The sequence below is a fragment of the Streptomyces sp. SAI-135 genome, from assembly GCF_029893805.1.
In the GTDB taxonomy this organism is placed as follows: Bacteria; Actinomycetota; Actinomycetes; order Streptomycetales; family Streptomycetaceae; genus Streptomyces.
The window spans coordinates 1,641,123-1,666,571 of sequence record NZ_JARXYP010000002.1; the positions used below are offsets into that span (position 1 = coordinate 1,641,123).

Here is a 25,449-nt window from a genome sequence, read left to right on the forward strand (position 1 = left end):
GCGGCTCGGGTCACAGACTCGCCGCGTGGTCGGGGACGTAGGTCTGCAGATCACGCGGCGGGCGCTCGTACCCGGTCGATCTCGGCCGCTCCGGCAGCTCCAGGACCGGCGGCGGGACCTCGTGGTACGGCACCGAGGACAACAGGTGGGCGATCATGTTCAGCCGGGCCCGGCGCTTGTCGTCGCTCTCCACGACGAACCAGGGCGCCTCCGGGATGTCGGTGTGCACCATCATGTCGTCCTTGGCCCGGGAGTACGCCTCCCAGTGGGTGATGGACTCCAGGTCCATCGGCGACAGTTTCCAGCGCCTGAGCGGATCCTCCAGGCGCTTGCGGAACCGCTCCTGCTGCTCGGTGTCGCTCACCGAGAACCAGTACTTGCGCAGCACGATCCCGGCCTCCACGAGCATCCGCTCGAACAGGGGGCACTGGCGCAGGAACAGCTGGTACTCCTCCTTGGTGCAGAAGCCCATCACGTGCTCGACGCCGGCCCGGTTGTACCAGGACCGGTCGAACAGCACGATCTCGCCGGCCGCCGGCAACTGCTCGACGTACCGCTGGAAGTACCACTGGCTCCGCTCGCGCTCGGTCGGCTTCGGCAGCGCCGCGATCCGGGCGACACGGGGGTTGAGGTGCTCGGCGACCCGCTTGATGGTGCCGCCCTTGCCCGCCGCGTCCCGGCCCTCGAAGACCACGACCAGCCGGGCGCCCTCCGCACGCACCCACTCCTGGAGCCTCACCAACTCCGTCTGCAGACGCAGCAGTTCCTTCTCATAGGTCTTGCGCGTCAGCCTCTCCGCGCCCTTCTCACCCATGCCGCTCCACCCTCCGCCCCACACCGACTCCACACCTGGCCGCCACCGTACTTTCCCGCCCACCCCCACGCACCCCGAGCCCCCGGCACAGGCCCGCCGACACAGGTCGGCGTCGGGGGTCTCAGGTGCCGGGCTCACCCGGCCGACCCCGAGCCCGCAGGGTCCCGCCCCCTCCCGCCGGGAAGACCCAGGCCATCGCCGGTGTTCTCTCCCATGCCGCAGTTCCCCCTGCCCTAGGAGATCCGACGTGTACGGCGACCCAGCGACGATCCGCAAGATCCTCACCGAACTCGGCGACACCTGGGCCGTGGTGGGCCTGTCGTCGAACCAGCGGCGCGCGGCCTACGGGGTCGCCGGGGTGCTCCAGCGCTACGGCAAGCGGATCGTGCCGGTGCACCCCAAGGCGGAGACCGTGCACGGCGAGCAGGGATACGCCTCGCTCGCGGACATCCCCTTCGACGTGGACGTCGTCGACGTGTTCGTGAACAGCGACCTGGCGGGAGCCGTCGCCGACGAGGCCGTGGCCAAGGGCGCTAAGGCGGTGTGGTTCCAGCTGGACGTGATCGACGAGCCCGCGTACGACCGCACCCGAGCCGCCGGCCTCGACATGGTGATGGACAGGTGCCCGGCGATCGAGATCCCGCGCCTGGCCTGAGTTCCCGACCCTCCCCGCCCTCACCGGGGGCCGACATAATGACCGGGTGACCTCCCACCCCAACTCCGTTGCCCCACAAAGCTTTCCGGTCGTCATCGTCGGCGCCGGACCCGCCGGGCTGACGATCGGCAACATCCTGCGGGCCGCGGGTGTCGACTGCCTCGTCCTGGAGGCGGAGACCCGCGCGTTCATCGAGCAGCGGCCGCGCGCGGGCGTCATCGAGGAGTGGGCCGTACGAGGTCTGGAGCGGCGCGGACTGGCGAACTCCCTGCTGGAACGCGCCCAGTTGCACACCGAGTGCGAGTTCCGCTTCGCCGGCGACCGCTTCCGCTTCGCCTACGGCGAGCTCACGGGACAGCACCACTTCGTCTACCCGCAGCCCCTGTTGGTCACGGACCTGGTACGCGAGTACGCCGACGTACGGGGCGGCGAGATCCGCTTCGGCGTCCGGGACGTCCGGCTGCACGACCTGCGGACGCCCCGGCCGTCCGTGTCGTACACCGATACGGAGACGGGCGAACGGCAGCTGGTCGAGTGCGAGTTCGTGGCCGGCTGCGACGGGGCCCGCGGGGTGACCCGCACCGTCCTGCCCGAGACCACCGACATCGCCCGGCACGACTACGGCGTCGGCTGGCTGGCGCTGCTCGCCGAGGCGCCGCCGTCCTCCGACTGCGTCCTGTTCGGCATCCATCCGAACGGCTTCGCCGGACACATGGCCCGCAGCCCCGAAGTCACCCGCTACTACCTGGAGTGCCCGCCGGGCGACGACCCGGAGAACTGGTCCCACGACCGCGTCTGGGCCGAACTCCAGCTGCGCCTGGGAGCGGACGGCGCCCCGCCGCTCACCGAGGGACGGCTGATCGAGAAGCGCGTGCTCGACATGCACAACTACGTGGTCGAGCCGATGACGTTCGGCCGCCTGTTCCTGGCGGGGGACTCCGCCCACCTCACCGCGCCGATAGCGGCGAAGGGCATGAACCTCGCCCTGCACGACGCCTTCCTGCTCGGCGACGCACTCGTCGCCTACCTCGGCAAGGGCGACGGGAGCGGCCTCGACGGCTACTCGGAGGCCTGTCTGCGGCGCGTGTGGGACTACCAGGAGTTCTCCCAGTGGCTCTCCGAGGTCTACCACGGCACCTCGTCGGGCGACGAGTACCGGGCGGGCACCACCTTCGCCCGGCTCCGCCGCCTGTTCACCTCACCGGCCGCCGCGGCGGCCTTCGCGGAGCAGTACCTCGGCACGGCGTCCGCGTACTGATCCCTCAGTCGTGCACCGGACGGTCGCTGAGCCGGTGGTCGGCCACGTTCAGCGCCTCGTCGACGAGCCGGCGCAGATGGCCGTCTCGCAGTGCGTAGACCACCCGGCGGCCCTCCTTCCGCGTGCTGACCAGCCCGGCCAGCCGGAGCCGTGCCAGGTGCTGACTGACGGCCGGCCGGGCCGCCCCGCACACCTCCGTGAGCGTCGAGACGTCGGCCTCTCCCCCGGCCAGGGCGTGCAGCAGCGTGAGGCGGGTGCGGTCGCCGAGCAGGGCGAGGATCTCCGCGGCGAGGGCGAGCTGTTCCTCGCCGGGGGTGCGCGGGTGCGCATCGTGCGCAGGTGACAGGTGCATGCGTGCGCTCATACGCACATAATGGCCGTGTGGGCGCGGTACGTCCACCACCGCGCGCACCGGAAGGGGCACCCGTGAGCAACCACGAGCACGACCACCGCCACGACCACGAGCACGACCATCCGCACGGACACGGGCACGGGCGTCACGGCCTCCGTCACCGCCTGGCGCACCTCCTGACCCCCCACTCCCACGAGACCGCCGACAAGCTGGACTCCGCCCTGGAGTCCTCCGCCCGCGGCATGCGCGCCCTGTGGGTCTCGCTGGCGGTACTGGGAGCCACTGCCCTGGCACAGGCGGTCGTCGTGGCGGTGTCCGGGTCCGTCGCGCTGCTCGGCGACACCGTCCACAACGCGGCGGACGCGCTGACCGCCGTACCACTGGGCGTCGCCTTCGTGCTGGGCCGGCGTGCGGCCACCCGCCGGTTCACGTACGGCTACGGCCGGGCCGAGGACCTCGCGGGCATCGTGATCGTGCTGACGATCGCGGCGAGCGCGGCCTTCGCCGGGTGGGCGGCGATCGACCGGCTGCTCGATCCACGGCCCGTGGCACACGTCCCCGCGGTCGCCGCGGCCGCGCTGGTGGGCTTCGCGGGCAACGAGTGGGTCGCCCGCCACCGCATCCGGGTGGGCCGTGACATCGGCTCGGCCGCGCTGGTGGCGGACGGACTGCACGCCCGCACCGACGGGTTCACCTCACTGGCCGTGCTCCTCGGGGCCGGCGGTTCGGCCCTGGGCTGGCAACTCGCCGACCCGGTGGTGGGGTTGGCGATCACGGCCGCGATCACGCTGGTACTGCGGGACGCGGCCCGCGAGGTGTTCCGGCGGGTGCTGGACGCCGTCGACCCGGAGCTCGTGGACCGGGCCGAGGGCGCGCTGCGGGAGGTCGAAGGGGTGCGCGGGGTGGGCGAGTTGCGACTGCGCTGGATCGGGCACCGGCTGCGCGCGGAGGTGGCGGTGGTGGTGGACGGCGAGATGACGGTACGTCAGTCGCACGCGGTCGCCGTGGCCGCCGAGCACGCCCTGCTGCACGCGGTGCCGCGCCTCACGGCAGCCCTGGTGCACGCCGATCCGGCGCCGGTCCCGGGCGAGACGGATCCGCACCACGCCCTCGCCCACCACGGCCTCGCTCACCACGGCCTCGCCCGTCACGCCCCGGCCTGAGCTCAGGCGACGCCGAGCCCCTCCAGCACCACGGCACCGGGCAGCTCGGCGAACGCCTTCCCCGGCACCAGGAGCTTCCCGCGCCGGCGTCCGCTGCCGACCAGGACGTACGGCAGATCGACGACGGCCGGGTCGACCAGCAGCGGCCAGCCGGCGGGCAGTCCGATCGGGGTGATGCCGCCGTACTCCATGCCGGTCTCCCCGGTCGCCGTGTCCATCGAGGCGAAGGACGCCTTGCGGGCACCGAGCGTGCGGCGGACGACCCCGTTGACGTCGGCCCGGGTGGTGGACAGGACGACGCACGCGGCGAGGGTGGTCTCGCCGCCCCGCTTGCCGGCCACCACCACGCAGTTCGCCGACTGCTCCAGGAGCTCTCGGCCGTAGTGCTCGACGAAGACCGCGGTGTCGGCCCACTGCGGGTCGGTGTCGACGTACACGATCTGCTCGGCGGGGACGCTGCCGCTCCAGTGGCGCACGGCGTCGGCGACCGGGCGGATCAGCCCGTCGAGGGCGGCGGGGGCGGGGGTGGCGTGCTCGAAGTGTCCGATGGGTGCGTCCATGGCGGCACGCTAACAGCCGCTCAGGACACCGCCGGCACCGAGACGGCCATGACCATCTCCATGGGCACCGCGCCCTGGTTGCCGTACGTGTGCGGGGTGTTCGCCTCGAAGGAGGCGCTCGCGCCGGCGGGGACCCGGTGCTCCACCCCGTCGACGGTGAGGGTGAGCTCGCCGGCCGTGACGTGCACGAGCTCGACCGTGCCCGTTGGGTGCGGGTCCGAGGGGCTGCTCTCGCCCGGCATCAGCCGCCAGTCCCACATCTCCAGCGGGCCCGGGGCCTCGGCGCCCGCGAGGAGCCGGTTGTAGCTGCCCGCGTCGGTGTGCCACAGACGTACGGCCTGCTCGGCGGGGACGATCCGCACCTTCGGGCCCTGCTCGTAGTCGAGGAGCGTGGTGATGCTGATGCCGAGGGCGTCGCCGATCTTCACGACCGTGCCGAGGCTCGGGTTGGTGCGGGCCTGCTCGATCTGGATCAGCATCCCGCGGCTGACCCCGGCCCGGGCGGCCAGGGCGTCCAGGGTGAAGCCGCGCTCGGTCCGCCAGCGCTTGACGTTGCGCGCGAGGGACTGGGTCAGGAGGTCGAGGTCCGACACGTCACGTCCAATATTCTGTATGACACGGTGCAACTGAATGAACTACGGTGGGGTGCACCCGATCGTTCACCGAACTGTACTGCGAGGCGAGCCGTGACAGCATTCTTCGCCCTGGCCACCAGCCTGTTGTGGGGTCTGGCCGACTTCGGCGGCGGGGTGCTGACCCGACGGCTCCCGGCGCTGACGGTGGTGGTCGTGTCGCAGGGGATCGCGGCGGCCGTACTCGGTGCGATCGTGGTGGCCACGAACGGCTGGAGCGAGGCGGGCCCCCGGCTGTGGTTCGCGTTCGCCGCGGGACTGGCCGGACCGGTGGCCCTCATCTGCTTCTACAAGGCGCTCGCGCTGGGTCCGATGGGAGTCGTCTCCCCGCTGGGCACGCTCAGCGTGGCCGTCCCGGTCGGCGTGGGCCTCCTCCTCGGCGAGCGTCCCGGCCCGGTGCAGGCCGCGGGGATCGCGGTGGCCGTGACGGGAGTGGTCCTCGCGGGCGGCCCTCAGCTCCGGGGCGCCCCGGTCCAGCGCGAGGCGATCGTCCTGACCCTGATCGCGGCCCTCGGCTTCGGCACGGTGTTCGTCCTGATCGCGGAGGCGTCCACGACCGTCACGGGCCTGTTCCTCGCCCTGTTCGTACAGCGCCTGGTCAACGTGGCCGTGGGCGGGGCGGCCCTGTGCGCATCGGTTCGGCGCGGGGCCCCCGCCCTCCCGACGACCGGCTTCCCCTGGCCGCCCCTCCCCGCGCTCGCCTTCATCGGCCTCGCGGACGTGGCGGCGAACGGCACGTACTCGGTGGCCGCCCAGCACGGCCCGGTCACGGTGGCCGCCGTCCTCGCCTCCCTCTACCCGGTGGTCACGGCCCTGGCAGCCCGGGGCTTCCTCAGAGAGCGCCTCCGTGCCCTCCAGGCGACGGGGGCAGGCCTGGCCCTGCTGGGCACCCTGCTCCTGGCAACGGGGTGACACTGCAACGCCCTCAAGGGGCGCGGGGAACTGCGCGACAAGCCCCCACCACCCCGCAGCCGCCGGACAACCGAACCCGGCACCCCCTTGGGCACCCTCAGTCCAGCTCAGCCAGCTTCGCCACAGCCTCCTCGTCCAACCCCGCCAACGCACTCAACGACTCCGCCGTAGCTCCCGGAGGGATCGGCACAGGCGCCGGCGTGCGCAACGGCGGCTGCCAGCCGTCCTCGGCGGTCCAGCGCCGTACGACCCGGGCAGGCGCCCCGGCCACCACGGCGTGGTCCGGGACCACGCCCCGGACCACCGCACCGGCCGCGACCACCACGTTCCGCCCGATCCGCGCTCCCGGCAGGATCACCGCCCCGGTCCCGATCCAGCACCCCGACCCGATCTCCACCGGCTCCATCCGCGGCCACTGCTTGCCGATGGGCTCGTGGGGATCGTCGTAGGAGTGGTTGGTGGAGGTGACGTAGACGTACGGCCCGAAGTAGCAGTCGCTGCCGATGGTGACCGTGGTGTCCGCGATGACATGGCTGCCGCGCCCCAGCACGACCCCGTCGCCGATGCGCAGGATCGGCTCCGGGCCGAGGTCCAGGTCGGGCATCAGACCGGCGGTCAGGGTGACCTGCTCGCCGACGATGCAGTGGGAGCCCACATGGATCCACGGCTCGCCGAACACCGTGCCGAGCGGAAAGGCCAGCCGGGTGTGCGCCCCCAGCGCGCCGAAGCGGAAGCGCCCCGGGCGCTCGGCGGTGACGGAGCCCGTGCGCTGCACCCAGGCCCAGCCCGCGTGGACGGCACGCTGGACGAGGCGGCCCCGCCAGGATGAGAACGTGTTCTTGCTCTTCGGCACGAGCTCACCGTACTGAGCGCGGGCGGCCCTTATGAGCCCGTGGGCTTGTGATCTTCGCCCCAACCGGGTGGCGTACGGTTCGGGATATCGCGAACCAGGAGGCGAAATGGCGCACAGGGCGTTGATCACGGGCATCGGCGGAAGGGAACCGCAGATCGACGGGGAGGCCTTCGTGGCGCCCACCGCGTCGGTGATCGGAGACGTGACGCTGCGGGCGGGGGCGAGCCTCTGGTACGGCGCGGTCGCGCGCGGCGACGTAGAACGCATCTCAGTCGGAGCCCAGAGCAACATCCAGGACAACTGCACGCTTCACGCCGACCCCGGCTTCCCGGTGACGATCGGCGAGCGGGTGTCCGTGGGGCACAACGCCGTCGTCCACGGCGCCACGGTCGAGGACGACTGCCTGATCGGCATGGGCGCGACCGTGCTGAACGGCGCGGTGATCGGGGCGGGTTCCCTGGTGGCGGCCCAGGCGCTGGTTCCGCAGGGCATGCAGGTGCCGCCGGGTTCACTGGTGGCGGGCGTACCGGCGAAGGTGCGGCGGGAGCTGACGGAGGAGGAGCGTCAGGGGGTCACGTTGAACGGAACCCTCTACGCGGACCTGTCCAAGGCCCACCGCGAGGTGCACGAGACGCCGTGAGGCTCAGTCGGCGGCCGGGACGGTTTCCGGTTCGGCCGCCTGCATCTGCGCCGTCGCCTTCTTCGCCTTGCGCTTGAGCACCAGCATCGACGTCAGGCCGATCAGCACGGCGAGCACGAGCCCGAGCCACGAGAACCGCTTCAGCCAGGACTCCGCGACGATCCCGACGTAGTAGATGACCGCCGTCGTGCCGCCCGCCCAGACGATCCCGCCCAGCACGTTGGCGATCAGGAACTTCCAGTACGGCATCCGCAGCACACCGGCGAGCGGTCCGGCGAAGATCCTCAGCAGCGCGACGAAGCGGCCGAAGAACACCGCCCACATGCCCCACTTCTCGAAGGACCGCTCCGCCGTGGCGACATGGCCCTCGCTGAAGTGCCGCGGGAACTTGTCGCCCAGCCAGGCCAGCAGCGGCCGTCCACCCTTGCGTCCGATCGCGTAGCCGATGGAGTCGCCGACGACCGCACCGATGCTGGCGCATGCGCCGAGCACCACCGGGTTGATGCCCGCGTGCTGCGAGGACAGCAGCGCGGCGGAGACCAGGATGATCTCGCCGGGCAGCGGAATGCCCAGGCTCTCCAGGCCGATGACCAGGCCCACCAGGGCGTAGACGGCGGCCGGGGGCACGGTGTCGAGCCATTCCTGGACGTGCAACGCCGGTTCCTCCCAAGTCGCGTTCCCGGCGTGCGTCACCTGCCGACGCACGCCGGGGAAGCCTACCGGTTCACGGGAACCGGCGTCGGGGGCACCGGCTCAACGGCCCGGGCCGCGCCCCGCACGGAGGGCGAGCGCGTCCAGGGCCGGGGCACCGGGCGCCGTCACCGATGTGGCGGCCCCCACGACCGGGCCCACCGCCGACCCGGCCCGCTCGGCCGGAGCCGCCGGGAGGGGCGGGGCGGTCGGCGCCGCGTCGTCGTGGCCGACCTGGGCCACCCGCGTCCCGTACTGCTCGGTCGGGGTCGCGTGCCCTTCCGTGGGTCCGCCGGGGCTGCGGTCCTCGTGGGCGCCGGGGTCGGAGGGCGGGAGCGCCGGCGGGGCGAGACCGGGGGTCACGGACTCGCCGCCGGGCTCCTCGGAGGGCCGGGCCCGCTCCGTGTCCTGCGGCGACCGCGTCCCCTGCTGCTCCGGCGCGCCGGAGCCGGTGGACTCCAGCAGCCACCGCTGCCTCTTCGAGCCGTCGCGTTCGGTGACCACGACGGCGTCCCCCTTGCCGGCGGCCACCAGGAGCCCCTTCCCGCGGCGCAGCAGCAGTTCGCCGCGCACGGTGAGGTCGTAGCGGACCTCTCCCGTGCGGGTCAGGCAGTCGGCGACCACGACCGACCGCCGCTCGGCGTCCGAGTCGAGACAGAGCCCGGGGTCGGCCGCGCTGCGCAGCAGTCCGTCCTCCTGGTAGACCCACTGCTGCGACGCGGCCGAGGAGCACTCCGTCAGCACGGCCTGCGCACCGTCCGTGATCCGCGCGTCGCGGGTGTCCAGGCACAGGCCGTCGTCGGCGTTGCGGAGCGTGCCGTGACCGACCTCGACGGGGTCGCTCATGGAGGCAGTGGACGGGGAACCGGCGTTCCGGGAGATCTCCGACCGGCTCGGCCGTACGGTGTTGCCGCTCACCGCGCCCCACGTGGCGCCGGTCGTGGGAACACCGCCGTCGTCGGACCAGCTCCTGGCGACCAGCACCGTCGCGAGCAGGGCCAGGGAGGTCAGGCCCGCGCCCACGAGCACGGCCCGGGTGCTCCTGCGCGGCTGCGCGAGGAAGCCTGCCGGGACGGGGCGGTGGCGCCCGCCGGGCTTCGCGCGGGCCGCGCCGGGCGGGGCCGGGGCCGGTCGCCCGGTGTCCCGCGCGGGCCGTGAGTCGAGGTAGCGGTGGGCGCCCCAGCCGAGCACCGTCTCGGCGAGCAGCACGTCGAGACCGCCCTCGAAATGGCTGAGCTGTTCGGCGGCGTGACGGCAGTAGCGGCATTCCGTCAGGTGTTCACGGACATCGGGCAGAAGGTCCCCGCCCCGACGAATCGGGACATCAAGGAGACGATTGTAGAAACGGCATTCACTGGTGGGCGCGAGTTCCCGGTGGGCACGGACACAGCCGGTGCGGAATTGCTCGCGGGCCTGCTCAAGGGCGGTCGCCGCCCGGGCCGCGTCCACACCCAGCAGACCGGCCGGTACGGATATGGGTTCGGCCTCGACCTCGGTATGCCACAAGAGGCATTGGGAAGCCCCGGGGAGGGCCCGGAATGCGCGCTCGGCGAGCAGTCGCCTTTCGGGGGTGACGGACCTCGCGGCGCGCAGCCCGCGACCGCCGATCGTCTTGCGGAGTTCCGGCAGCACGGCGGCGATGTCGTCGTCCGCGGCCCACTCCTTGACGAACTCCCTGACGGCAACGAGAAGTTGGGGACGCAGTGCGCCGTCGCCCGCCCTTCCGAGCACACGGTGAAATGCGGCCGCCGCCGCCATCGAGGCCGAACCCGACCAGGAGGCGAGACAGATGACCGCGTACGCGTGGGTCGCCTGCCAGTGCCGCGCCATCAGCAGCGCGACGGCATGGGCGTCCACGCGATTGTCCGCCAGCCGGGCCAGGAGATTGCGGTCGGACTCCGCCGGGCTCGATCCGGGGCGGGGCGGGTAAGGGGGTCGTGGGGGGTAAGCGGATTGCACGGGGACCAATTCCTTCCAAGCCGCAGGACCGCATGGAATATACGTGTCCTCGGAAAGCAGGCGCCTGATTGGTGCATACCTGTGCCGCGTCGGTTGTGACCCGGCCATGGGGGGGCGATCACCTTCGCACGCTGGGCGCACAGCAAACAAGAAGGGGGAGTGACCCATGTTCAAAAAGAGGCCGCTTCAAAAAAGTTACCGCCGGTATCCGCACCCGTATTCGAAATAACCGGAGATGGCTGTCGAGTGGTCCACGGCAGCCTGATGCTTGGCCCAGGAAATCTCTCGCGCCGCGCGGCTCCACGGCGCGGTCCACAGCCGGCTCCCAGGCGTCTCCCGGTGTGCTCTCATCCCCCTGCGGCAGCCTGATCCGCATGATCGTCCCCCACACGACCGACGCCACCGTCCCCACCCACACCCTGCGCCGCACGGTCCGCAAGGCGGTCGTCCCGGCCGCCGGGCTCGGCACCCGGTTCCTGCCGGCGACCAAGGCGACACCGAAGGAGATGCTCCCGGTCGTCGACAAGCCGGCCATCCAGTACGTCGTCGAGGAGGCCGCCGCGGCCGGACTCCATGACGTCCTGATGGTCACCGGCCGCCACAAGCGGGCCATCGAGGACCACTTCGACAACGCCTTCGAGCTGGAGCAGGCCCTGACGGCCAAGGGCGACGCGGTACGCCTGGACGCGGTACGCGACCCGGCCCGCCTCGCCGACATCCACCACATCCGGCAGGGCGAGCCGCTCGGCCTCGGCCACGCGGTGCTCTGCGCCCGTCGCCATGTCGGCGACCAGCCGTTCGCCGTGCTCCTCGGCGACGACCTGATCGACCCGCGCGAGACCCTGCTCAGCACGATGCTCGACGTCCGCGACCGGTACGCCGGGAGCGTGGTGGCCCTCATGGAGGTGCCGCGCGAGCAGATCCACCTCTACGGCTGCGCCGCGGTCCGGCCGACGCAGGACGAGGGCGTGGTGCGCGTGACCGGCCTGGTGGAGAAGCCCTCGCCCGAGGAGGCGCCGAGCACCTACGCGGTCATCGGCCGCTACGTCCTCGACCCCGCGGTCTTCGACGTCCTGGACCGCACCCCGCCGGGCCGCGGCGGCGAGATCCAGCTCACCGACGCCCTCCAGAGCCTCGCTGCCGACGGCACGGTCCACGGCGTCGTCTTCGACGGCCTGCGCTACGACACCGGCGACAAGGCCGACTACCTGCGCACGGTGGTCCGCCTGGCCTGCGCCCGCCCCGACCTGGGCCCGGAGTTCACCGACTGGCTCAAGGGGTTCGTGGCGGAGCTGGGGAGCGGCGAGGCAGCCCGCCGGGGGAGCCGGTCGGCCGCCTGAACGGACATGCACCGGCGGTCACCGACGGGCGGTGCCCGTGACCGGGCCACGGACGGGCCGGCCGCCGCCTCCCGGTCTCAGCTGTTCGGCCGCAGGGTCCACACCACCGTCATCTCGCCGGTGACCGCCCCGTCCGCGCGGCGGATCTCGATCGTGACCGGGAACTCGGGGCGCTGGCCGGCGTCGAGTTCGGCGACGACCTCGGAGGCCGGGCGGCCCAGGGTCGCCGTGGCGGTCACCGCGCCCATCGCGAGCTTGCGGTAGGCGATCTCGGCGTTGACGGCGAGCGGGACCGCACGCGAGAGCTGGTCGCCGAACGCGGCCAGGACGACCGCCCCGCTGGCGGACTCGGCGAGCGTGAACATCGCACCGGCGTGCGGTCCGCCCACATGGTTGTGGAACTCCCCCTGGTCGGGCAGGGCGACCACGACCTTCTCCGGGCCGGTCTCCAGGAACTCGAGGTTCAGGGTCCGCACCATGGGCACGGTGGCGGCGAGCATCTCGCCGACGGACATCTGGTCTGCGCTCATGACCGGGATGTTACCCACGAGTAAATCACCCTGACCAGGTTCGCCACAGGTGATCGGCGTCTCCTTGACGCGGCCGCGCACACTGCCGGCGTCGGGGGGGTGGAAGCGGGATCCGCCGGGTAGAAGCCGGATCCGGCCCGCAAACGGTTTGGCAATGCGGCATCGCGGCGGCGATAGTCAGCCCGGTGACCCCCTCCGCCGACTCCTCCCGCGCCCGCAGGCCCGCCTGGGCGAGCCGCAACTACAGCCTCCTGACCGCCGCCGCGTTCGTGACCAACCTCGGCAGCAACGGCGCCATGATCGCCGCCGCGTTCGCCGTGCTGGAGGCGGGCGGCGACAGCGCCGACGTGGGCCTGGTGGCCGCCGCGCGCACCCTCCCGCTCGTGGTGTTCCTGCTGATCGGCGGTGCCGTGGCGGACCGCCTGCCCCGGCATCGGGTGATGGTCGCGGCCAACACCCTCAACTGCCTCTCCCAGGGCGCCTTCGCCGTCCTCGTCCTGACCGGCGAACCCCGGCTGTGGCAGATGATGCTGCTCACCGCGCTCGGCGGGACGGGCCACGCGTTCTTCAGCCCGGCGGCCGAGGGGATGCTGCTGTCCTCGGTGAGCGGCGAGCAGGCCGGCCGGGCCTTCGCGGTGTTCCGGATGGCGATGCAGGGCGCGGCGGTGGGCGGTGCCGCGCTCGGCGGCGCGATGGTCGCGGCCGTCGGCCCCGGCTGGGTGCTCGCGGCGGACGCCGTCGCCTTCGCGGCCGCCGGTTCGCTCCGCTCGCTCCTGGACGTGAGCCACATTCCGGCCCGCGCACCGGGCGCCGGCATCCTGGCCGATCTCCGGGACGGCTGGCGGGAGGTCGCGGGGCGGCCGTGGCTGTGGGGCATCGTCGTCCAGTTCTCCGTCGCCAACGCGGTCCTGGGCGCCGCCGACGCCGTCTACGGCCCGCTCGTCGCCCGGGACCACCTGGGCGGGGCGGGCCCCTGGGGCGTGGCCCTCGGTTTCTTCGGTGCGGGCACGGTCGTGGGCGCCCTGCTCATGACCCGCTGGAAGCCGCGGCGCCTGCTGTTCGTGGGCATCCTGTGCGTGTTCCCGCTCGCGCTGCCCTCCGCCGCGCTGGCCGTGCCGGTCTCGGTGCCCCTCCTGTGCACGGCGATGTTCGTCGCCGGCGCGACCATCGAGGTGTTCGGCGTCTCCTGGATGACCGCCCTGCACCAGGAGATACCGGAGGACAAGCTGTCCCGGGTCTCGGCCTACGACTGGTTCGGCTCGGTGGCCCTCGTGCCGCTCGCCGCCGCACTGGCGGGCCCCGCGGAGTCGGCGCTGGGACGCCCCACGGCGCTGTGGGCCTGCTCGGGCCTGATCGTCGCGGTCACCGCGGCGGTCCTGTGCGTACCGGACGTCCGCAACCTGCGCCGCACCACCAAACACGTCACCCCCCTCCCGGCCCCCGCCTCAGCCGACACCGAACGCGCCGCCGGGGGCCCGGGCTGACGCCGCGTCCCTCACACCAGGGGCCCCGCGGAACCAACATCGGGGCGTCCCGCCACCCGGCAGGACCGCTCGGCCCTGATCGCGGCCGCCACGGCACCAAAATGGCCGAGGCCGTCCTGTCCGTCCCGGACGGGGGCAAACCGCGCCACCACCGAACACGTCACCCACGCCCGGCCCCCGCCTCAGCCGACACCGAACGCCCGTCGCGGGGGCACAGGTGACACAACAACCCCCTCACATCACCCAAGGACCCCCGCGGAACCGACGTCGGGGCGCCCCGCCACCCGGCAGGACCGCCCGGCCCTGATCGCGGCCGCCACAGCACCAAAATGGCCGAGGCCGTCCTGTCCGTCCCGGACGGGAGGCAAACCGCGCCACCACCGAACACGTCACCCACGCCCGGCCCCCGCCTCGGCCGACACCGAACGCCCGTCGCGGGGGGCACGGGTGACACAACAACCCCCTCACATCACCCAAGGACCCCCGCGGAACCGACGTCGGGGCGCCCCGCCACCCGGCAGGACCGCCCGGCCCTGATCGCGGCCGCCACAGCACCAAGAAGGCCGAGGCGGTCCCGTCCGTGCCGGACGCGCACAAGCCGCGCCGCCCCTTCCGGCCCCGACTCAGCCGACACCGAACGCCCCGTCGGGGGGCACGGGTGAGGGCACGGCCTCCTCGTCCCGCACCGGGCGTGCCGTGTCCATGAACTTCCTCAGTGCCGTGCCGTGTTCGACCCGGGCGGGGAAGGCGTCGGCCGCCGTACGCCGTGCGAGTGCGGCCGTGTCCAGGGGCTGCCGTGCGGCGACGAGTACGGCGTTCCCGAAGCGCCGCCCGCGCAGCACCCCGGGCTCGGCGATCAGGACGAGCTCCTCGAAAACCTCGGCGAAGTTGGCGAGTTGGGAGCGCAGGAAGGCGAAGGGCGCCGCGTCGGCGAGGTTCGCGAGGTAGACGCCGTCGCCGCGGAGCACCCGCGCGGTCTCGTGGGCGTACTCCAGGGACGTCAGGTGCGCCGGGACCCGCGACCCTCCGAAGACGTCGGCGACCAGCACGTCGGCGCTGTCCGCGGGCGCGCTTTCCAGCCACGCCCGCGCGTCGGCCGCGTGCAACGCGATCCCCGCTCCGGCCGGAAGCGGCAGATGCTCGGCCACGAACTCCAGCAGCCCCCGGTCGAACTCGACGACGTCCTGCCGCGAGCCGGGCCGGGTGGCCGCCAGGTACCGCGGCAACGTCAGGGCGCCCCCGCCGAGATGGAGGACGTCGAGCGCCCGCCCCGCCTTTGCGATGCCGTCCAGGACGTGCCCGAGCCGCCGCGCGTACTCGAACTCCAGATGCGTCGGCTCGTCCAGGTCGACGTACGACTGCGGTGCCCCGTCCACGGTCAGCAACCAGGCCCGCTCCCGATCGACGTCGGGCATCAGCTTGGCGAACCCGTGGTCGACGGCACGGGCGACGGGAAGGGAGTCGGTCACCCTGCCATTGTGCCTGGCCAGGAGCGCGCCGTGAGGGGCGCGGGGGACTGCGTGACCGGCCACGCCGGTCCCCCAGTCCCCCACAACCGACCCCCCCTCACACAAGGGCGGTGACGGTCCCCGCCCCGACGGTCCGACCACCCTCACGGATGGCGAATCCGAGACCTGGCTCGAGCGGCACGTCCCGTCCCAGTTCCACGGTCATCACGACGCGGTCCCCGGGCCGGGCGACCCCCACCTCACCGAGGTCCACATCCCCCACCACATCCGCGGTACGGATGTAGAACTGCGGCCGGTACCCGGTGGAGACCGGCGTCGTCCGCCCGCCCTCCCGCGCCGACAGCACGTACACCTGCGCGGTGAAGCGCCGACCGGGCACCACACTGCCGGGCGCGGCCACGACATGGCCCCGCCGGACCGCGTCCCGGGGAACACCCCGCAGCAGCAACGCCACGTTGTCCCCGGCCTGGGCCTCCTCCATCGGCTTGCCGAAGGTCTCGACGCCGGTCACCACACTCTCCACGGCGGCCCCGAGCACCTCGACCCGGTCACCGACGCGCACGGTGCCCCGCTCGACGGCTCCGGTCACCACGGTCCCCCGGCCGGTGATGGTGAGCACGTTCTCGACGGGCATCAGGAACGGCGCGTCCAGATACCGCTCCGGAATGGGCACATACGTGTCCACCGCGTCGAGCAGCGCCTCGATCGACGCCGTCCACCGCGGGTCCCCCTCCAGGGCCTTGAGCCCCGAGACCCGTACGACGGGCACGGCGTCGCCGCCGTAGCCGTGCGCGGTGAGCAGCTCACGGACCTCCAGCTCGACGAGCTCGACCAGCTCCTCGTCGGCCGCGTCCGCCTTGTTGAGGGCGACCACCACGTGGTCGACGCCCACCTGCCGCGCGAGCAGCACGTGTTCGGCGGTCTGCGGCATGATCCCGTCGAGCGCGGAGACGACGAGGATCGCCCCGTCGAGCTGCGCGGCCCCGGTGACCATGTTCTTGACGTAGTCGGCGTGGCCCGGCATGTCCACGTGCGCGTAGTGCCGGGTGTCGGTCTCGTACTCGACGTGCGCGATGTTGATGGTGATCCCGCGCGCAGCCTCCTCCGGGGCGCGGTCGATGCGGTCGAACGGCACGAACGTGCCGCCGCCGCGCTCGGCGAGGACCTTGGTGATGGCGGCGGTCAGGGTGGTCTTGCCGTGGTCGACGTGCCCCATCGTGCCGATGTTCAGGTGCGGCTTGGTGCGCACGTAAGCGGTCTTGGACATGGCTGTACCTCGAAGCCTCTTCGTGTTCGTGGAGGAACGGGGACCCCAAGGACTCGCCGACCCTCCCCTGCGGGGTCCGCCGGACTGTCCGGAGAGGGTCAGCTTCGGGCGCCGTCTGCGGCGGCCAGGAACACGGGAACGGCAGCCTTCGGCGCATCCGCGACTGCGGATGCTGCGAGAGCGAAGGCGAACCGGAACATGACGCAGATCATGTCCGACGCGTCGTCCCACGTCGAACGGTTTTTCACGGCCGCCCGTCGCACAACCGGCGGCATCCGTACGGCGATCACACCTTCATGTCGGTTACCGTCACTGGATGCTCGATGCCACCACCCGCTCTGGGGGCACCGCCACGGCCACTCCCCCGGCCATCGTCACGGAGCTCGCTCTCCCCGCCCCCGCTCCGGTGGGTCTCACCGCGCGCTGCACGAGAGTGCTGCTGTCGCCGTGGTCCCGGCTCTCCCTGCTGGTCGCGCTGCTCGCGGGCGCCGCGTCCACGGTCCTGCTCTTCGAGCCCCAGAGACTGCTCTCGGACGGCTGGCCGCCCCAGCTCGGCGGCATCGCGGCCGCGGTCGTGTTCGGGGTGGCGTACGGGCTGTGCACGGTGGCCTTCGTGCCGCGGCCGCTGCTGAACCTGGCCGCGGGCGCGCTCTTCGGCTCGCAGCTGGGGCTGGCCTCGGCGCTCGCGGGCACCGTGCTCGGGGCGGGCATCGCCTTCGGTCTGGGCCGGGTGCTCGGACAGGACGCGCTGCGGCCGTTGCTGCGGGGGCGGTGGCTGAAGGCGGCGGACGGGCAGTTGAGCCGGCACGGGTTCCGCTCGATGCTGGCGGCCCGGCTGTTCCCCGGGGTGCCGTTCGCCGCGGCGAACTACTGCGCCGCGGTCTCCCGCATGGGCTACGTGCCCTTCCTCACCGCGACGGCGCTCGGGTCGGTCCCGAACACCGCCGCGTACGTGGTCGCCGGGGCGCGGGCCTCGGCGCCCACGTCACCGGCGTTCCTGATCGCCATGGCCGCGATCGCCCTGCCGGGACTGGCGGGGGCGATCGTGGCCTGGCGCAAGCGGCATCAGCTGCGCCGCCGTTGAACGCCTGAGCGGGTGGGGCGGGCGGGCCCCTGAAGGCGCCTCGCTCACACCCTCTCCAGGATCATCGCGTTGGCCAGTCCGCCCGCCTCGCACATCGTCTGCAGTGCGTACCGTGCCCCGCGTTCACGCATCGCGTGCACCAGCGTCGTCGTCAGACGGGTGCCGCTCGCGCCCAGGGGGTGGCCTATCGCGATCGCGCCCCCGTGGACGTTGACCTTGGCCAGGTCCGCGCCCGTCTCCTGCTGCCAGGCCAGGACCACACTGGAGAACGCCTCGTTGACCTCGAAGAGGTCGATGTCGTCGAGGGAGAGCCCGGCCCGGCGCAGGACCTGTTCCGTGGCCGGGACGACTCCGGTGAGCATGAGGACGGGGTCGGAGCCGGTGACGGCGAAGCTGTGCAGCCGGGCCAGGGGGCGCAGGCCCAGGCGTGCGGCCGTCTCGCTCGACATGATCAGGACGGCCGAGGCGCCGTCGTTGATCGGGCTGGCGTTGCCCGCCGTGACGTTCCACTCGATCTGGGGGAAGCGTTCGGCGAAGTCCGGGTCGTGGTAGGCGGGCTTGAGGCCGGCGAGGATCTCGGGGGTGGTGCCCGGGCGTACGCACTCGTCGCGCGTAAGACCCTCCAGGGGAGCAACCTCGGCGTCGAAGAGCCCCTTGTCCCAGGCCGCAGCGGCCTTGCGGTGGGAGGAGACGGCGAACGCGTCCATCTGCTCGCGTGTGATCGACCACTTCGCGGCGATGAGCTCCGCGCTGATGCCCTGCGGGACCAGGCCCTCCTCGTAGCGAGCGGCGATCCCGGGGCCGAAGGGGTCCTTGCCCGCGGGGACGTTCGACCACATCGGCACCCTGCTCATCGACTCCACTCCGCAGGCGACGACGATGTCGTACGCGCCCGCGATCACGCCCTGCGCGGCGAAGTGCACGGCCTGCTGGGAGGAGCCGCACTGGCGGTCCACGGTGGTCGCCGGGACCGTCTCCGGGAAGCCCGCGGACAGGGCGGCGTAGCGGGTGGTGTTCATGGCCTGCTCGCCGACCTGGTCGACGGTGCCGCCGATGACGTCGTCGATGAGGGCCGGGTCGACACCGGAGCGCTCCACGAGGGCGCGCAGGGTGTGGGCGAGGAGTTCGACGGGGTGCACGTGCGCGAGGGCGCCGTTCGGCTTGCCCTTGCCCACGGGGGTGCGTACGGCTTCGACGATCACTGCGTCACGCATGGTGCGGGCCTCCATCAGAGGGGCGATTACTGACGAGTAGGAAATCCAAACTCACCATAGCCTGACGAGTTGGAAAATCAAACCCTTGAGTTGGAGAACCAAACCCTCCTCTAGACTGGGCTCCATGGCCGCCACCCGAGACCCTCGCCCCTGCTCCATCGCCGACGCCCTGGCGCTCGTCGGCGAGAAGTACTCCCTGCTCGTCCTGCGGGAGGTCTGCCTGGGCAACGGCCGCTTCGACCAGCTCGTGCGCAACATCGGAGCCCCGCGCGACATCCTGGCCACCCGGCTGCGCCGGCTCGTCGACGCCGGGATCCTGACCAAGCGGGTCTACAGCGAGCGGCCGCAGCGCTTCGAGTACCGGCCCACACAGGCGGGGCTGGAACTGGAGCCGGTGCTGCTCACGCTCATGGCGTGGGGCGACCGGCACCTGCGCAGGGAGGACGACCGTCCCATGGTCCTGGAGCACGTCTGCGGCCACGAGCTGGAGCCCGTGGTCGTCTGCTCCGCCTGCCGCGGCACGGTCGTGCACGAGGACCTGACGTCCCACCCGCAGACCCCCGGCTGGACGGTGACGGGCCCGACGGCCGCGTAGGCGCTCTCCTGGCCCTGTCCGGGCAGGCCCGCCCCTGTGGCCGGGCCGTCACCGCGGGACGCTACGCTGCCCTCGCACCCTGATCACCGCGCCCGGTGATGTGGCGCGCCCGACTCCCGTCACACGACCAGCACTTGGACGCCGTAACTTCATGTCTTGGTTCGAATCACTCATCCTCGGACTCGTCCAGGGGCTGACCGAGTTCCTTCCCGTCTCCTCCAGTGCGCATCTGCGGCTGACCGCGGCCTTCTCCGGCTGGAAGGACCCCGGGGCGGCCTTCACCGCGATCACCCAGATCGGCACCGAGGCCGCCGTGCTGATCTACTTCCGCAAGGACATCGGGCGGATCGTCTCGACCTGGAGCCGGTCCCTCGTCAAGAAGGAGCTGCGCAGCGACCACGACGCCCAGATGGGCTGGCTGGTGATCGTCGGGTCCATCCCGATCGGCGTGCTGGGACTGCTGTTCAAGGACCAGATCGAGGGGCCGTTCCGCGATCTGCGCATCACCGCCACGATGTTGATCGTCGTCGGCATCGTCATCGGCGTCGCCGACCGGCTGGCGGCACGGGACGAGACCGGCGGGCGGCATCGCGCGCCCAAGCAGCGCAAGGGACTTGAGGACCTCGGCGTCAAGGACGGCCTGATCTTCGGCCTGTGCCAGTCCATGGCCCTCGTCCCGGGTGTCTCCCGTTCCGGCGCCACCATCAGCGGCGGCCTCTTCATGGGCTACAGGCGCGAGTCCGCGGCCCGCTACTCCTTCCTCCTCGCCATTCCGGCCGTACTGGCCTCCGGGCTCTTCGAGTTGAAGGACGCGCTGGAGAGCGACCACGTCTCCTGGGGGCCCACGATCTTCGCCACGGTGATCGCCTTCGTCGTCGGCTACGCGGTCATCGCCTGGTTCATGAAGTTCATCTCGACCAAGAGCTTCATGCCCTTCGTCTGGTACCGCATCGCCCTCGGCATCGTCATCATCGCCCTGGTCACGATGGGCGTCCTGAGCCCGCACGCGGCGGAGTCGGCGGGCTGAGCCGCACGTGGCCCTGACACGGCAGTTCGCGCGGGTCACGCCCGAGTACCTGGAACGCTGCCGCGTCACGGCCCTGGACGCACCGGGCGCGGCACCGGACTGGGAGCCGCCGGCCGAGGACCTCCTGGACACCGGCTGGGCGGTGGGGGGCTCATCCGCCACTCCCGTGGATCCGGCGCCGACCCCGGCACGGTCGCGCTGCTCGACCGCGCGGTCTCGACGCCATCGACACCGGCGCCCTGCTCGCCGGCCTGCCGGACTCCCCCGACGAGGCGGCCGCCGTCTGCGGTTTCGGCCCCTGGGCTAGCGGTGACGTGCGCGCCCACCTGGTGGAACACTTCGACGCGATGCGGGAGTTCTACCGCGAGGCCGCGCGGCGCGGGCAGTGCGTGGTCGTCTGGACCGACTGACCCGCGGCACCGTCACAGGGCGCGCGCCCCGAAACCCGTGACCCATCGCATACGTTGTGCGTAGCCGTCCGGTAGCGCACTGTCAGTGCTTGCGCCTAGGCTTGTGCGCATGTCCCCCGATTCCGTGACCCCTGGTTCCGTGCGGTCCGCTGCCGAGGTGAACGAGCAGATCCGGGCGCTGTGGATGCGCGCCGGCGGCACCCTGTCGGCACAGGAGCGCGCGGAGTACGAGCTGTTGGTGGTCGAATGGGCGGCCGCGATCCGCGGTGACGTCATCAAGGCGGCCTGAGCCCCGCCTGAGCACGTAGGCGCGTTCCTCGAAGTGAGGTCCTGCCATGAGAGCGATCGTCGTGGGCGCGGGCATCGGTGGTCTCACCGCGACGCTGAGCCTGCACCGGGCCGGCCATGACGTGACCCTTGTCGAGCAGTCTTGGCGGCTCACCGAGATCGGCGCCGGCATCCAGCTCGCCCCCAACGCCACCCGCGTACTGCGCCGGCTGGACCTGCTCGACGCGGTCGCGGAACACTCCACCCGCCCGGCCCACATCAGCTTCCGCACCTGGTCCGACGGGGCGGAGATCTGTCGCTATGTCATCGGCCCGGAAGCCGAGGAGGAGTTCGGGGCGCCGTATCTGCAAGTCCACCGGGCCGATCTGCAACGGGCCCTCGTCACCGCCGTACCGCCGGGATCGCTGCGCCTGGCCACCGCCGTCGTCGGTGTCGACCAGGACGACAGGACGGCCCACGTGACGACGGCGAGCGGCGAACGGCTGGACGCCGACCTCGTCGTGGCCGCCGACGGCATCCGCTCCGCCGCGCGCCAGTGGCTCTTCGGCGCCGACGAGGCGGTGTTCTCGCACACCGCCGCCTACCGGGCCCTGCTCCCCGCCGCCGAGGTCGCCGACCTGGACCTCCCGGAGTACGCCGGCTGGCTCGGACCGAACCGCCACGTCGTCCACTACTGGCTGCGCCGCGGCGAACTCCTCAACGTCGTGGCCGTGTTCGAGACGGACCGGGCGGCCCAGGAGTCCTGGACCGCCCAGGCGGAACCCGGCGAGCAGCTGCGCACCTTCGCCGGCTGGGACCCCCGGCTGCTGACCGTCCTGGAGCGCGCGGGCCGGGTCCTGCGCTACGGCATCCACACCCGCGCCCCGCTCCCCCGCTGGAATCTCGGCCGGATCACCCTGCTCGGGGACAGCGCCCACGCGATGGTGCCCTTCCAGGCCCAGGGCGCGGCCCAGGCCGTCATGGACGCGGCCGTCCTCGGCGACTGCCTCACGGGCGCCACCCCGGCGGAGGTGCCCGACGCGCTGGACCGGTACGTCCGCAGGCGGGCCCCGGCCGCCACGGCCGTGCAGGCAGGTTCGGCACGGGCGGGTCACGACTACCACCTGCCGGACGGCCCCGAGGCCGAGGAGCGCAACGCCCGGCTGGTCGCCCTCGCGTCCGAGAACAGGTTCGGCCCGCACTCGGCCGCCTGGCCGGCCGACGTCCTGGCCGACGGCTGAGAAGCGTCGCTCCCGGGCGACCGCCGCCGCGGGCCGTCCGAATGTCCCCGCACGCCCCTTGGCTCGGCCCGCCCCATGCCCAACACTGAGCCGATGACGCAGCGTGTGGAGCTCGCGACCGTGATGGACCGGCTGGCCGTGGACGCACTCGTCACCGACTACGCCGTGGCCGTCGACGACGGCGACTGGGAGGCGTACCGAGGACTGTTCACCTCCGACGGGCGGGCCGACTACCGCTCGGCGGGCGGGATCGAGGGGGACGCGCACCATGTCGCCGCCTGGCTCGCGGAGAGCCTGGCGCTGTTCTCCATGCGGCAGCACCTGATCGTCAACCGCCGGGTCCGGTTCGGCACCCTGGACCAGGACACCGGTGACACGGCCCGCGTCCAGGCCGACTACATCAACCCCATGCGCCTCACCGGCGACGCCCCCTCCACCGCCCCCGACTTCGTCTGCGGAGGGCGTTACGCCTTCGCGCTGCTGCGCACGGCCGACGGCTGGCGGCTCAGCGAGGTCGTCGTGCGCGAGAAGTGGCGGCGGCTGCCGGACGCCCGGCCCGCACCTGTGATCAACTGAGCCGACGCCCTCGGGTGGTCAACCACACGCACACTGGAGACCCACACGGGGTAGGAGGCGCCACATGAACACGTTCGGCCACTGGCTTGCCTCCCCGTGGCGGCGCACCACCGTCGCCGTGCTGGCGGGCGCCCTCCCCGTCCTCGCGTTCCCGGCACCGTCGCTGTGGTGGTTCGCCTACGTCGCCCTCGTCCCCTGGATCGCGCTGATCCGCTCGGCCCCGACGGCGAAACGGGCGGCGTACGACGGCTGGGCCGGCGGTTTTGGGTTCATGGTGGGGATGCACCACTGGCTGCTGCCGAGCCTGAGCGTGTTCATCTTCGTCATCGGCGCCCTGCTGGGCGCGCTGTGGGCCCCGTGGGGCGCGCTGGTACGGCACTTCCTGGCCGGGACACCCGCGCGCGGCCGGATCGCCGCGGCCCTGGCCCTGCTGCCGTCAGGCTGGCTCGGCATCGAGCTCGTCCGCTCCTGGCAGGGGCTCGGCGGCCCCTGGGGCGTGCTCGGCGCCAGCCAGTGGGAGGTCGCTCCGGCGCTGCGGCTGGCCTCGGTGGGCGGGGTGTGGCTGATCAGCTTCCTGATCGTGGCCGTCAACGTGGCGGTAGCCGTGCTGGTGACGGTCCGCGAGTCCCGGGTGCCCGCCGTGGCCGGCCTGGTCGCCGCAGCGGCCGTGACCTCGGCGGCCTGGATGTGGGCCCCGCGCCCCGACACCGGGGACAGCACACGGATCGCGGTCGTCCAGCCCGGGGTCATCGACGGTCCCGACCGGCGCTTCGCCCGCGAGGAGCAGCTGACCCGCGACCTCGCCGCGCAGGACGCCGACCTGATCGTCTGGGGTGAGAGCAGTGTCGGCTTCGACCTCTTCGACCGGCCCGATCTGGCCAAGCGGATCGCGGCGCTCTCCGAGGAGACCGGCGCCGACATCCTCGTCAACGTGGACGCCCGCCGCTCCGACAAGCCCGGCATCTACAAGAGCTCGGTCCTGGTCGGCCCCGACGGCCCCACCGGCGACCGCTACGACAAGATGCGCCTGGTCCCCTTCGGCGAGTACATCCCGGCCCGCTCACTGCTCGGCTGGGTCACCTCGGTCGGCAAGGCGGCGGCCGAGAACCGCAGGCACGGCTCCGAGCAGGTCGTGATGGACGTCGGCCACGGGCTGAAGGTCGGTCCGATGGTGTGCTTCGAGTCGGCGTTCCCCGACATGAGCCGCCATCTCGCCGAGGCCGGGGCCCAGGTGCTGATCGCCCAGTCGGCGACCTCGTCCTTCCAGCAGAGCTGGGCCCCCGAGCAGCACGCCTCGCTGGCCGCCCTGCGCGCCGCCGAGACGGGCCGTCCGATGGTGCACTCGACCCTGACCGGTGTCTCCGCCGTCTACGATCCGAGCGGCGGGCGCGTCGGTCGGTGGGTCGGCACCGACGCGAGCACCGCGCGCGTGTACGACGTCCCGCTGGCGACCGGGACCACGGCCTACGTCCGCCTCGGCGACTGGCCGGTGCACGCGTCCCTGCTGGTCCTCGCCGTGTGGGGCGCCGTCCAACTGGGCCGGCGGTTCAGGCAGTCCGATCCTGGACCGCGCGTACCACCCGCTCGCACAGCTCATGGGTCGCCAGCGCGTCCCGGGCGCTGAGCACCTTCCCCGCGCGCACGGCGTCGAGGAAGGCGAGCACCGCCTGCTCGATGCCGCGCTGCCGGGCCACCGGCACCCAGTCGCCGCGCCGCCGTACGGTCGGCTGGCCCTTGTGGTCGATCACCTCGGCGAGGTTGAGCACCTGCCGCTTGGTGTCCTGTCCGGACACCTCCAGGATCTCCTCGGCCGAACCGCTGAGCCGGTTCATCACCCCGAGCGCGGTGAAGCCGTCCCCGGCCAGCTGGAGCACCACGTGGTGCAGCAGACCGTCCTCCACGCGCGCGCGTACCGTCACGTCGTCGACCGGCCCCGGCGCCAGGAACCGCAGGGTGTCGACGACGTGGATGAAGTCGTCGAGGATCATCGCCCGCGGTTCCTCCGGGAGCCCGATCCGGTTCTTCTGCATGAGGATCAGCTCGCGCGGATGCTCGGCGCACTGCGCGTATCCGGGGGCGTACCGCCGGTTGAACCCGACGGCGAGACTGACCTGCCGCTGCTCGGCGAGCGCCACCAGCCGTTCGGAGTCGGCGAGTTCGTAGGCGAGCGGCTTGTCGACGTACGTCGGTACGCCCGCCTCCAGCAGCCGCGCGACGATCTCGGGGTGTGCGATCGTCGGCGCGTGCACGAAGGCTGCGTCGAGGTCCTGGGCGAGCAGTGAGTCGAGGTCGCGGTGGCGCTGTCCCTCGGGCAGGTGGAGTCCGTCGGCGACCCGGGCCAGCGTCGCCGGCGTCCGCGTCTGCACGTGCAGTTCGATGCCGGGCAGGCCGCTGAGCACCGGAAGGTACGCCTTCTGCGCGATGTCTCCGAGTCCGATGCAGCCGACCTTCACGTGG

At 72.5% G+C, this 25,449-nt stretch carries 26 protein-coding genes; 14 read left to right on the plus strand and 12 right to left on the minus strand.

The window, feature by feature from the left end:
• Positions 1–10: 10 nt before the first annotated feature.
• On the minus strand, positions 11–814 hold the full coding sequence (gene ppk2 / locus M2163_RS11815; RefSeq protein WP_280852820.1) for a polyphosphate kinase 2: 804 nt from the start codon (positions 812–814) through the stop codon (positions 11–13).
• A gap of 247 nt (positions 815–1,061) precedes the next feature.
• On the opposite strand from ppk2, the gene M2163_RS11820 reads away from it, so the two are divergent.
• Both M2163_RS11820 and M2163_RS11825 read left to right on the plus strand, forming a co-directional pair.
• Entirely contained in the window at positions 1,062–1,469 is a 408-nt protein-coding gene (locus M2163_RS11820; protein WP_280852819.1) for a CoA-binding protein, read from the plus strand.
• A gap of 46 nt (positions 1,470–1,515) precedes the next feature.
• Positions 1,516–2,727 (plus strand): 4-hydroxybenzoate 3-monooxygenase, encoded by a 1,212-nt coding sequence (locus M2163_RS11825; RefSeq protein WP_280852818.1) that lies wholly within the window; start codon positions 1,516–1,518, stop codon positions 2,725–2,727.
• A 4-nt stretch (positions 2,728–2,731) separates the two neighbouring features.
• Here the strand turns inward: M2163_RS11825 and M2163_RS11830 are convergent, their stop codons facing one another.
• Positions 2,732–3,091 (minus strand): metalloregulator ArsR/SmtB family transcription factor, encoded by a 360-nt coding sequence (locus tag M2163_RS11830; RefSeq protein ID WP_280893937.1) that lies wholly within the window; start codon positions 3,089–3,091, stop codon positions 2,732–2,734.
• 62 nt (positions 3,092–3,153) lie between these two features.
• On the opposite strand from M2163_RS11830, the gene M2163_RS11835 reads away from it, so the two are divergent.
• Complete coding sequence (locus M2163_RS11835) at positions 3,154–4,242, plus strand: cation diffusion facilitator family transporter (RefSeq protein ID WP_280893938.1); 1,089 nt, start codon at positions 3,154–3,156, stop codon at positions 4,240–4,242.
• A 2-nt stretch (positions 4,243–4,244) separates the two neighbouring features.
• On the opposite strand, the gene M2163_RS11840 is transcribed toward M2163_RS11835, so the two are convergent.
• Together M2163_RS11840 and M2163_RS11845 are read right to left on the minus strand one after the other, a co-directional pair.
• A complete protein-coding gene (locus M2163_RS11840) occupies positions 4,245–4,802 on the minus strand; it encodes a YbaK/EbsC family protein (protein ID WP_280893939.1) in 558 nt (185 codons plus the stop codon).
• A gap of 20 nt (positions 4,803–4,822) precedes the next feature.
• Positions 4,823–5,395, minus strand: coding sequence for an XRE family transcriptional regulator (locus M2163_RS11845; protein WP_280852814.1), 573 nt, complete (start codon positions 5,393–5,395; stop codon positions 4,823–4,825).
• Between the two features lie 93 nt (positions 5,396–5,488).
• On the opposite strand from M2163_RS11845, the gene M2163_RS11850 reads away from it, so the two are divergent.
• Positions 5,489–6,346: an EamA family transporter gene (locus M2163_RS11850; RefSeq protein WP_280893940.1), complete on the plus strand. Its 858-nt coding sequence runs from the start codon at positions 5,489–5,491 to the stop codon at positions 6,344–6,346.
• Positions 6,347–6,443: 97 nt separating this feature from the next.
• On the opposite strand, the gene M2163_RS11855 is transcribed toward M2163_RS11850, so the two are convergent.
• Positions 6,444–7,199 (minus strand): acyltransferase, encoded by a 756-nt coding sequence (locus tag M2163_RS11855; RefSeq protein ID WP_280852812.1) that lies wholly within the window; start codon positions 7,197–7,199, stop codon positions 6,444–6,446.
• Positions 7,200–7,305: 106 nt separating this feature from the next.
• Here M2163_RS11855 and M2163_RS11860 point away from each other — a divergent pair, with 106 nt between their 5' ends.
• Positions 7,306–7,839 carry a gamma carbonic anhydrase family protein gene (locus tag M2163_RS11860; RefSeq protein WP_280852811.1) on the plus strand — a complete coding sequence of 178 codons (534 nt, stop codon included), beginning with the start codon at positions 7,306–7,308 and terminating at the stop codon, positions 7,837–7,839.
• 3 nt (positions 7,840–7,842) lie between these two features.
• Here M2163_RS11860 and M2163_RS11865 read toward each other — a convergent pair whose 3' ends face one another.
• Both M2163_RS11865 and M2163_RS11870 read right to left on the minus strand, forming a co-directional pair.
• Positions 7,843–8,493, minus strand: coding sequence for a DedA family protein (locus M2163_RS11865; protein ID WP_280852810.1), 651 nt, complete (start codon positions 8,491–8,493; stop codon positions 7,843–7,845).
• Between the two features lie 99 nt (positions 8,494–8,592).
• Complete coding sequence (locus M2163_RS11870) at positions 8,593–10,359, minus strand: RICIN domain-containing protein (RefSeq protein WP_280854258.1); 1,767 nt, start codon at positions 10,357–10,359, stop codon at positions 8,593–8,595.
• 503 nt (positions 10,360–10,862) lie between these two features.
• Between M2163_RS11870 and galU the strand changes: the two genes are divergently transcribed.
• A complete protein-coding gene (gene galU, locus M2163_RS11875; protein WP_280852809.1) occupies positions 10,863–11,828 on the plus strand; it encodes a UTP--glucose-1-phosphate uridylyltransferase GalU in 966 nt (321 codons plus the stop codon).
• A 77-nt stretch (positions 11,829–11,905) separates the two neighbouring features.
• Here the strand turns inward: galU and M2163_RS11880 are convergent, their stop codons facing one another.
• Positions 11,906–12,343: a DUF4442 domain-containing protein gene (locus M2163_RS11880; RefSeq protein ID WP_280854257.1), complete on the minus strand. Its 438-nt coding sequence runs from the start codon at positions 12,341–12,343 to the stop codon at positions 11,906–11,908.
• A gap of 200 nt (positions 12,344–12,543) precedes the next feature.
• Here M2163_RS11880 and M2163_RS11885 point away from each other — a divergent pair, with 200 nt between their 5' ends.
• Positions 12,544–13,842 carry an MFS transporter gene (locus M2163_RS11885; protein WP_280852808.1) on the plus strand — a complete coding sequence of 433 codons (1,299 nt, stop codon included), beginning with the start codon at positions 12,544–12,546 and terminating at the stop codon, positions 13,840–13,842.
• Positions 13,843–14,465: 623 nt separating this feature from the next.
• Here the strand turns inward: M2163_RS11885 and M2163_RS11890 are convergent.
• Both M2163_RS11890 and tuf read right to left on the minus strand, forming a co-directional pair.
• A complete protein-coding gene (locus M2163_RS11890; RefSeq protein ID WP_280893941.1) occupies positions 14,466–15,311 on the minus strand; it encodes a fused MFS/spermidine synthase in 846 nt (281 codons plus the stop codon).
• Positions 15,312–15,408: 97 nt separating this feature from the next.
• Positions 15,409–16,578, minus strand: a complete 1,170-nt coding sequence (tuf, locus tag M2163_RS11895) for an elongation factor Tu (RefSeq protein ID WP_280852806.1) — start codon at positions 16,576–16,578, stop codon at positions 15,409–15,411.
• A 316-nt stretch (positions 16,579–16,894) separates the two neighbouring features.
• Here tuf and M2163_RS11900 point away from each other — a divergent pair, with 316 nt between their 5' ends.
• The gene (locus M2163_RS11900) at positions 16,895–17,662 is read left to right on the plus strand and encodes a TVP38/TMEM64 family protein (RefSeq protein WP_280852805.1); all 768 of its coding nucleotides are present in this window, start codon (positions 16,895–16,897) and stop codon (positions 17,660–17,662) included.
• Positions 17,663–17,706: 44 nt separating this feature from the next.
• On the opposite strand, the gene M2163_RS11905 is transcribed toward M2163_RS11900, so the two are convergent.
• Positions 17,707–18,876: a thiolase family protein gene (locus M2163_RS11905; RefSeq protein WP_280893942.1), complete on the minus strand. Its 1,170-nt coding sequence runs from the start codon at positions 18,874–18,876 to the stop codon at positions 17,707–17,709.
• A 124-nt stretch (positions 18,877–19,000) separates the two neighbouring features.
• On the opposite strand from M2163_RS11905, the gene M2163_RS11910 reads away from it, so the two are divergent.
• The 6 genes from M2163_RS11910 to lnt all read left to right on the plus strand — a co-directional run bounded on the left by M2163_RS11910 (position 19,001) and on the right by lnt (position 24,616).
• Positions 19,001–19,471, plus strand: coding sequence for a helix-turn-helix domain-containing protein (locus M2163_RS11910; RefSeq protein ID WP_280893943.1), 471 nt, complete (start codon positions 19,001–19,003; stop codon positions 19,469–19,471).
• Between the two features lie 151 nt (positions 19,472–19,622).
• Complete coding sequence (locus M2163_RS11915) at positions 19,623–20,498, plus strand: undecaprenyl-diphosphate phosphatase (protein ID WP_280852802.1); 876 nt, start codon at positions 19,623–19,625, stop codon at positions 20,496–20,498.
• A 519-nt stretch (positions 20,499–21,017) separates the two neighbouring features.
• Complete coding sequence (locus tag M2163_RS11920) at positions 21,018–21,197, plus strand: hypothetical protein (protein WP_078936148.1); 180 nt, start codon at positions 21,018–21,020, stop codon at positions 21,195–21,197.
• Positions 21,198–21,243: 46 nt separating this feature from the next.
• Entirely contained in the window at positions 21,244–22,416 is a 1,173-nt protein-coding gene (locus M2163_RS11925) for an FAD-dependent monooxygenase (protein WP_280893944.1), read from the plus strand.
• Positions 22,417–22,509: 93 nt separating this feature from the next.
• A complete protein-coding gene (locus M2163_RS11930; protein ID WP_280893945.1) occupies positions 22,510–22,992 on the plus strand; it encodes a nuclear transport factor 2 family protein in 483 nt (160 codons plus the stop codon).
• A gap of 64 nt (positions 22,993–23,056) precedes the next feature.
• Positions 23,057–24,616, plus strand: coding sequence for an apolipoprotein N-acyltransferase (gene lnt / locus M2163_RS11935; protein WP_280852798.1), 1,560 nt, complete (start codon positions 23,057–23,059; stop codon positions 24,614–24,616).
• Here lnt and M2163_RS11940 read toward each other — a convergent pair.
• Entirely contained in the window at positions 24,540–25,445 is a 906-nt protein-coding gene (locus M2163_RS11940) for a Gfo/Idh/MocA family oxidoreductase (protein WP_280893946.1), read from the minus strand. The genes lnt and M2163_RS11940 overlap by 77 nt on opposite strands.
• Positions 25,446–25,449 lie beyond the last annotated feature (4 nt).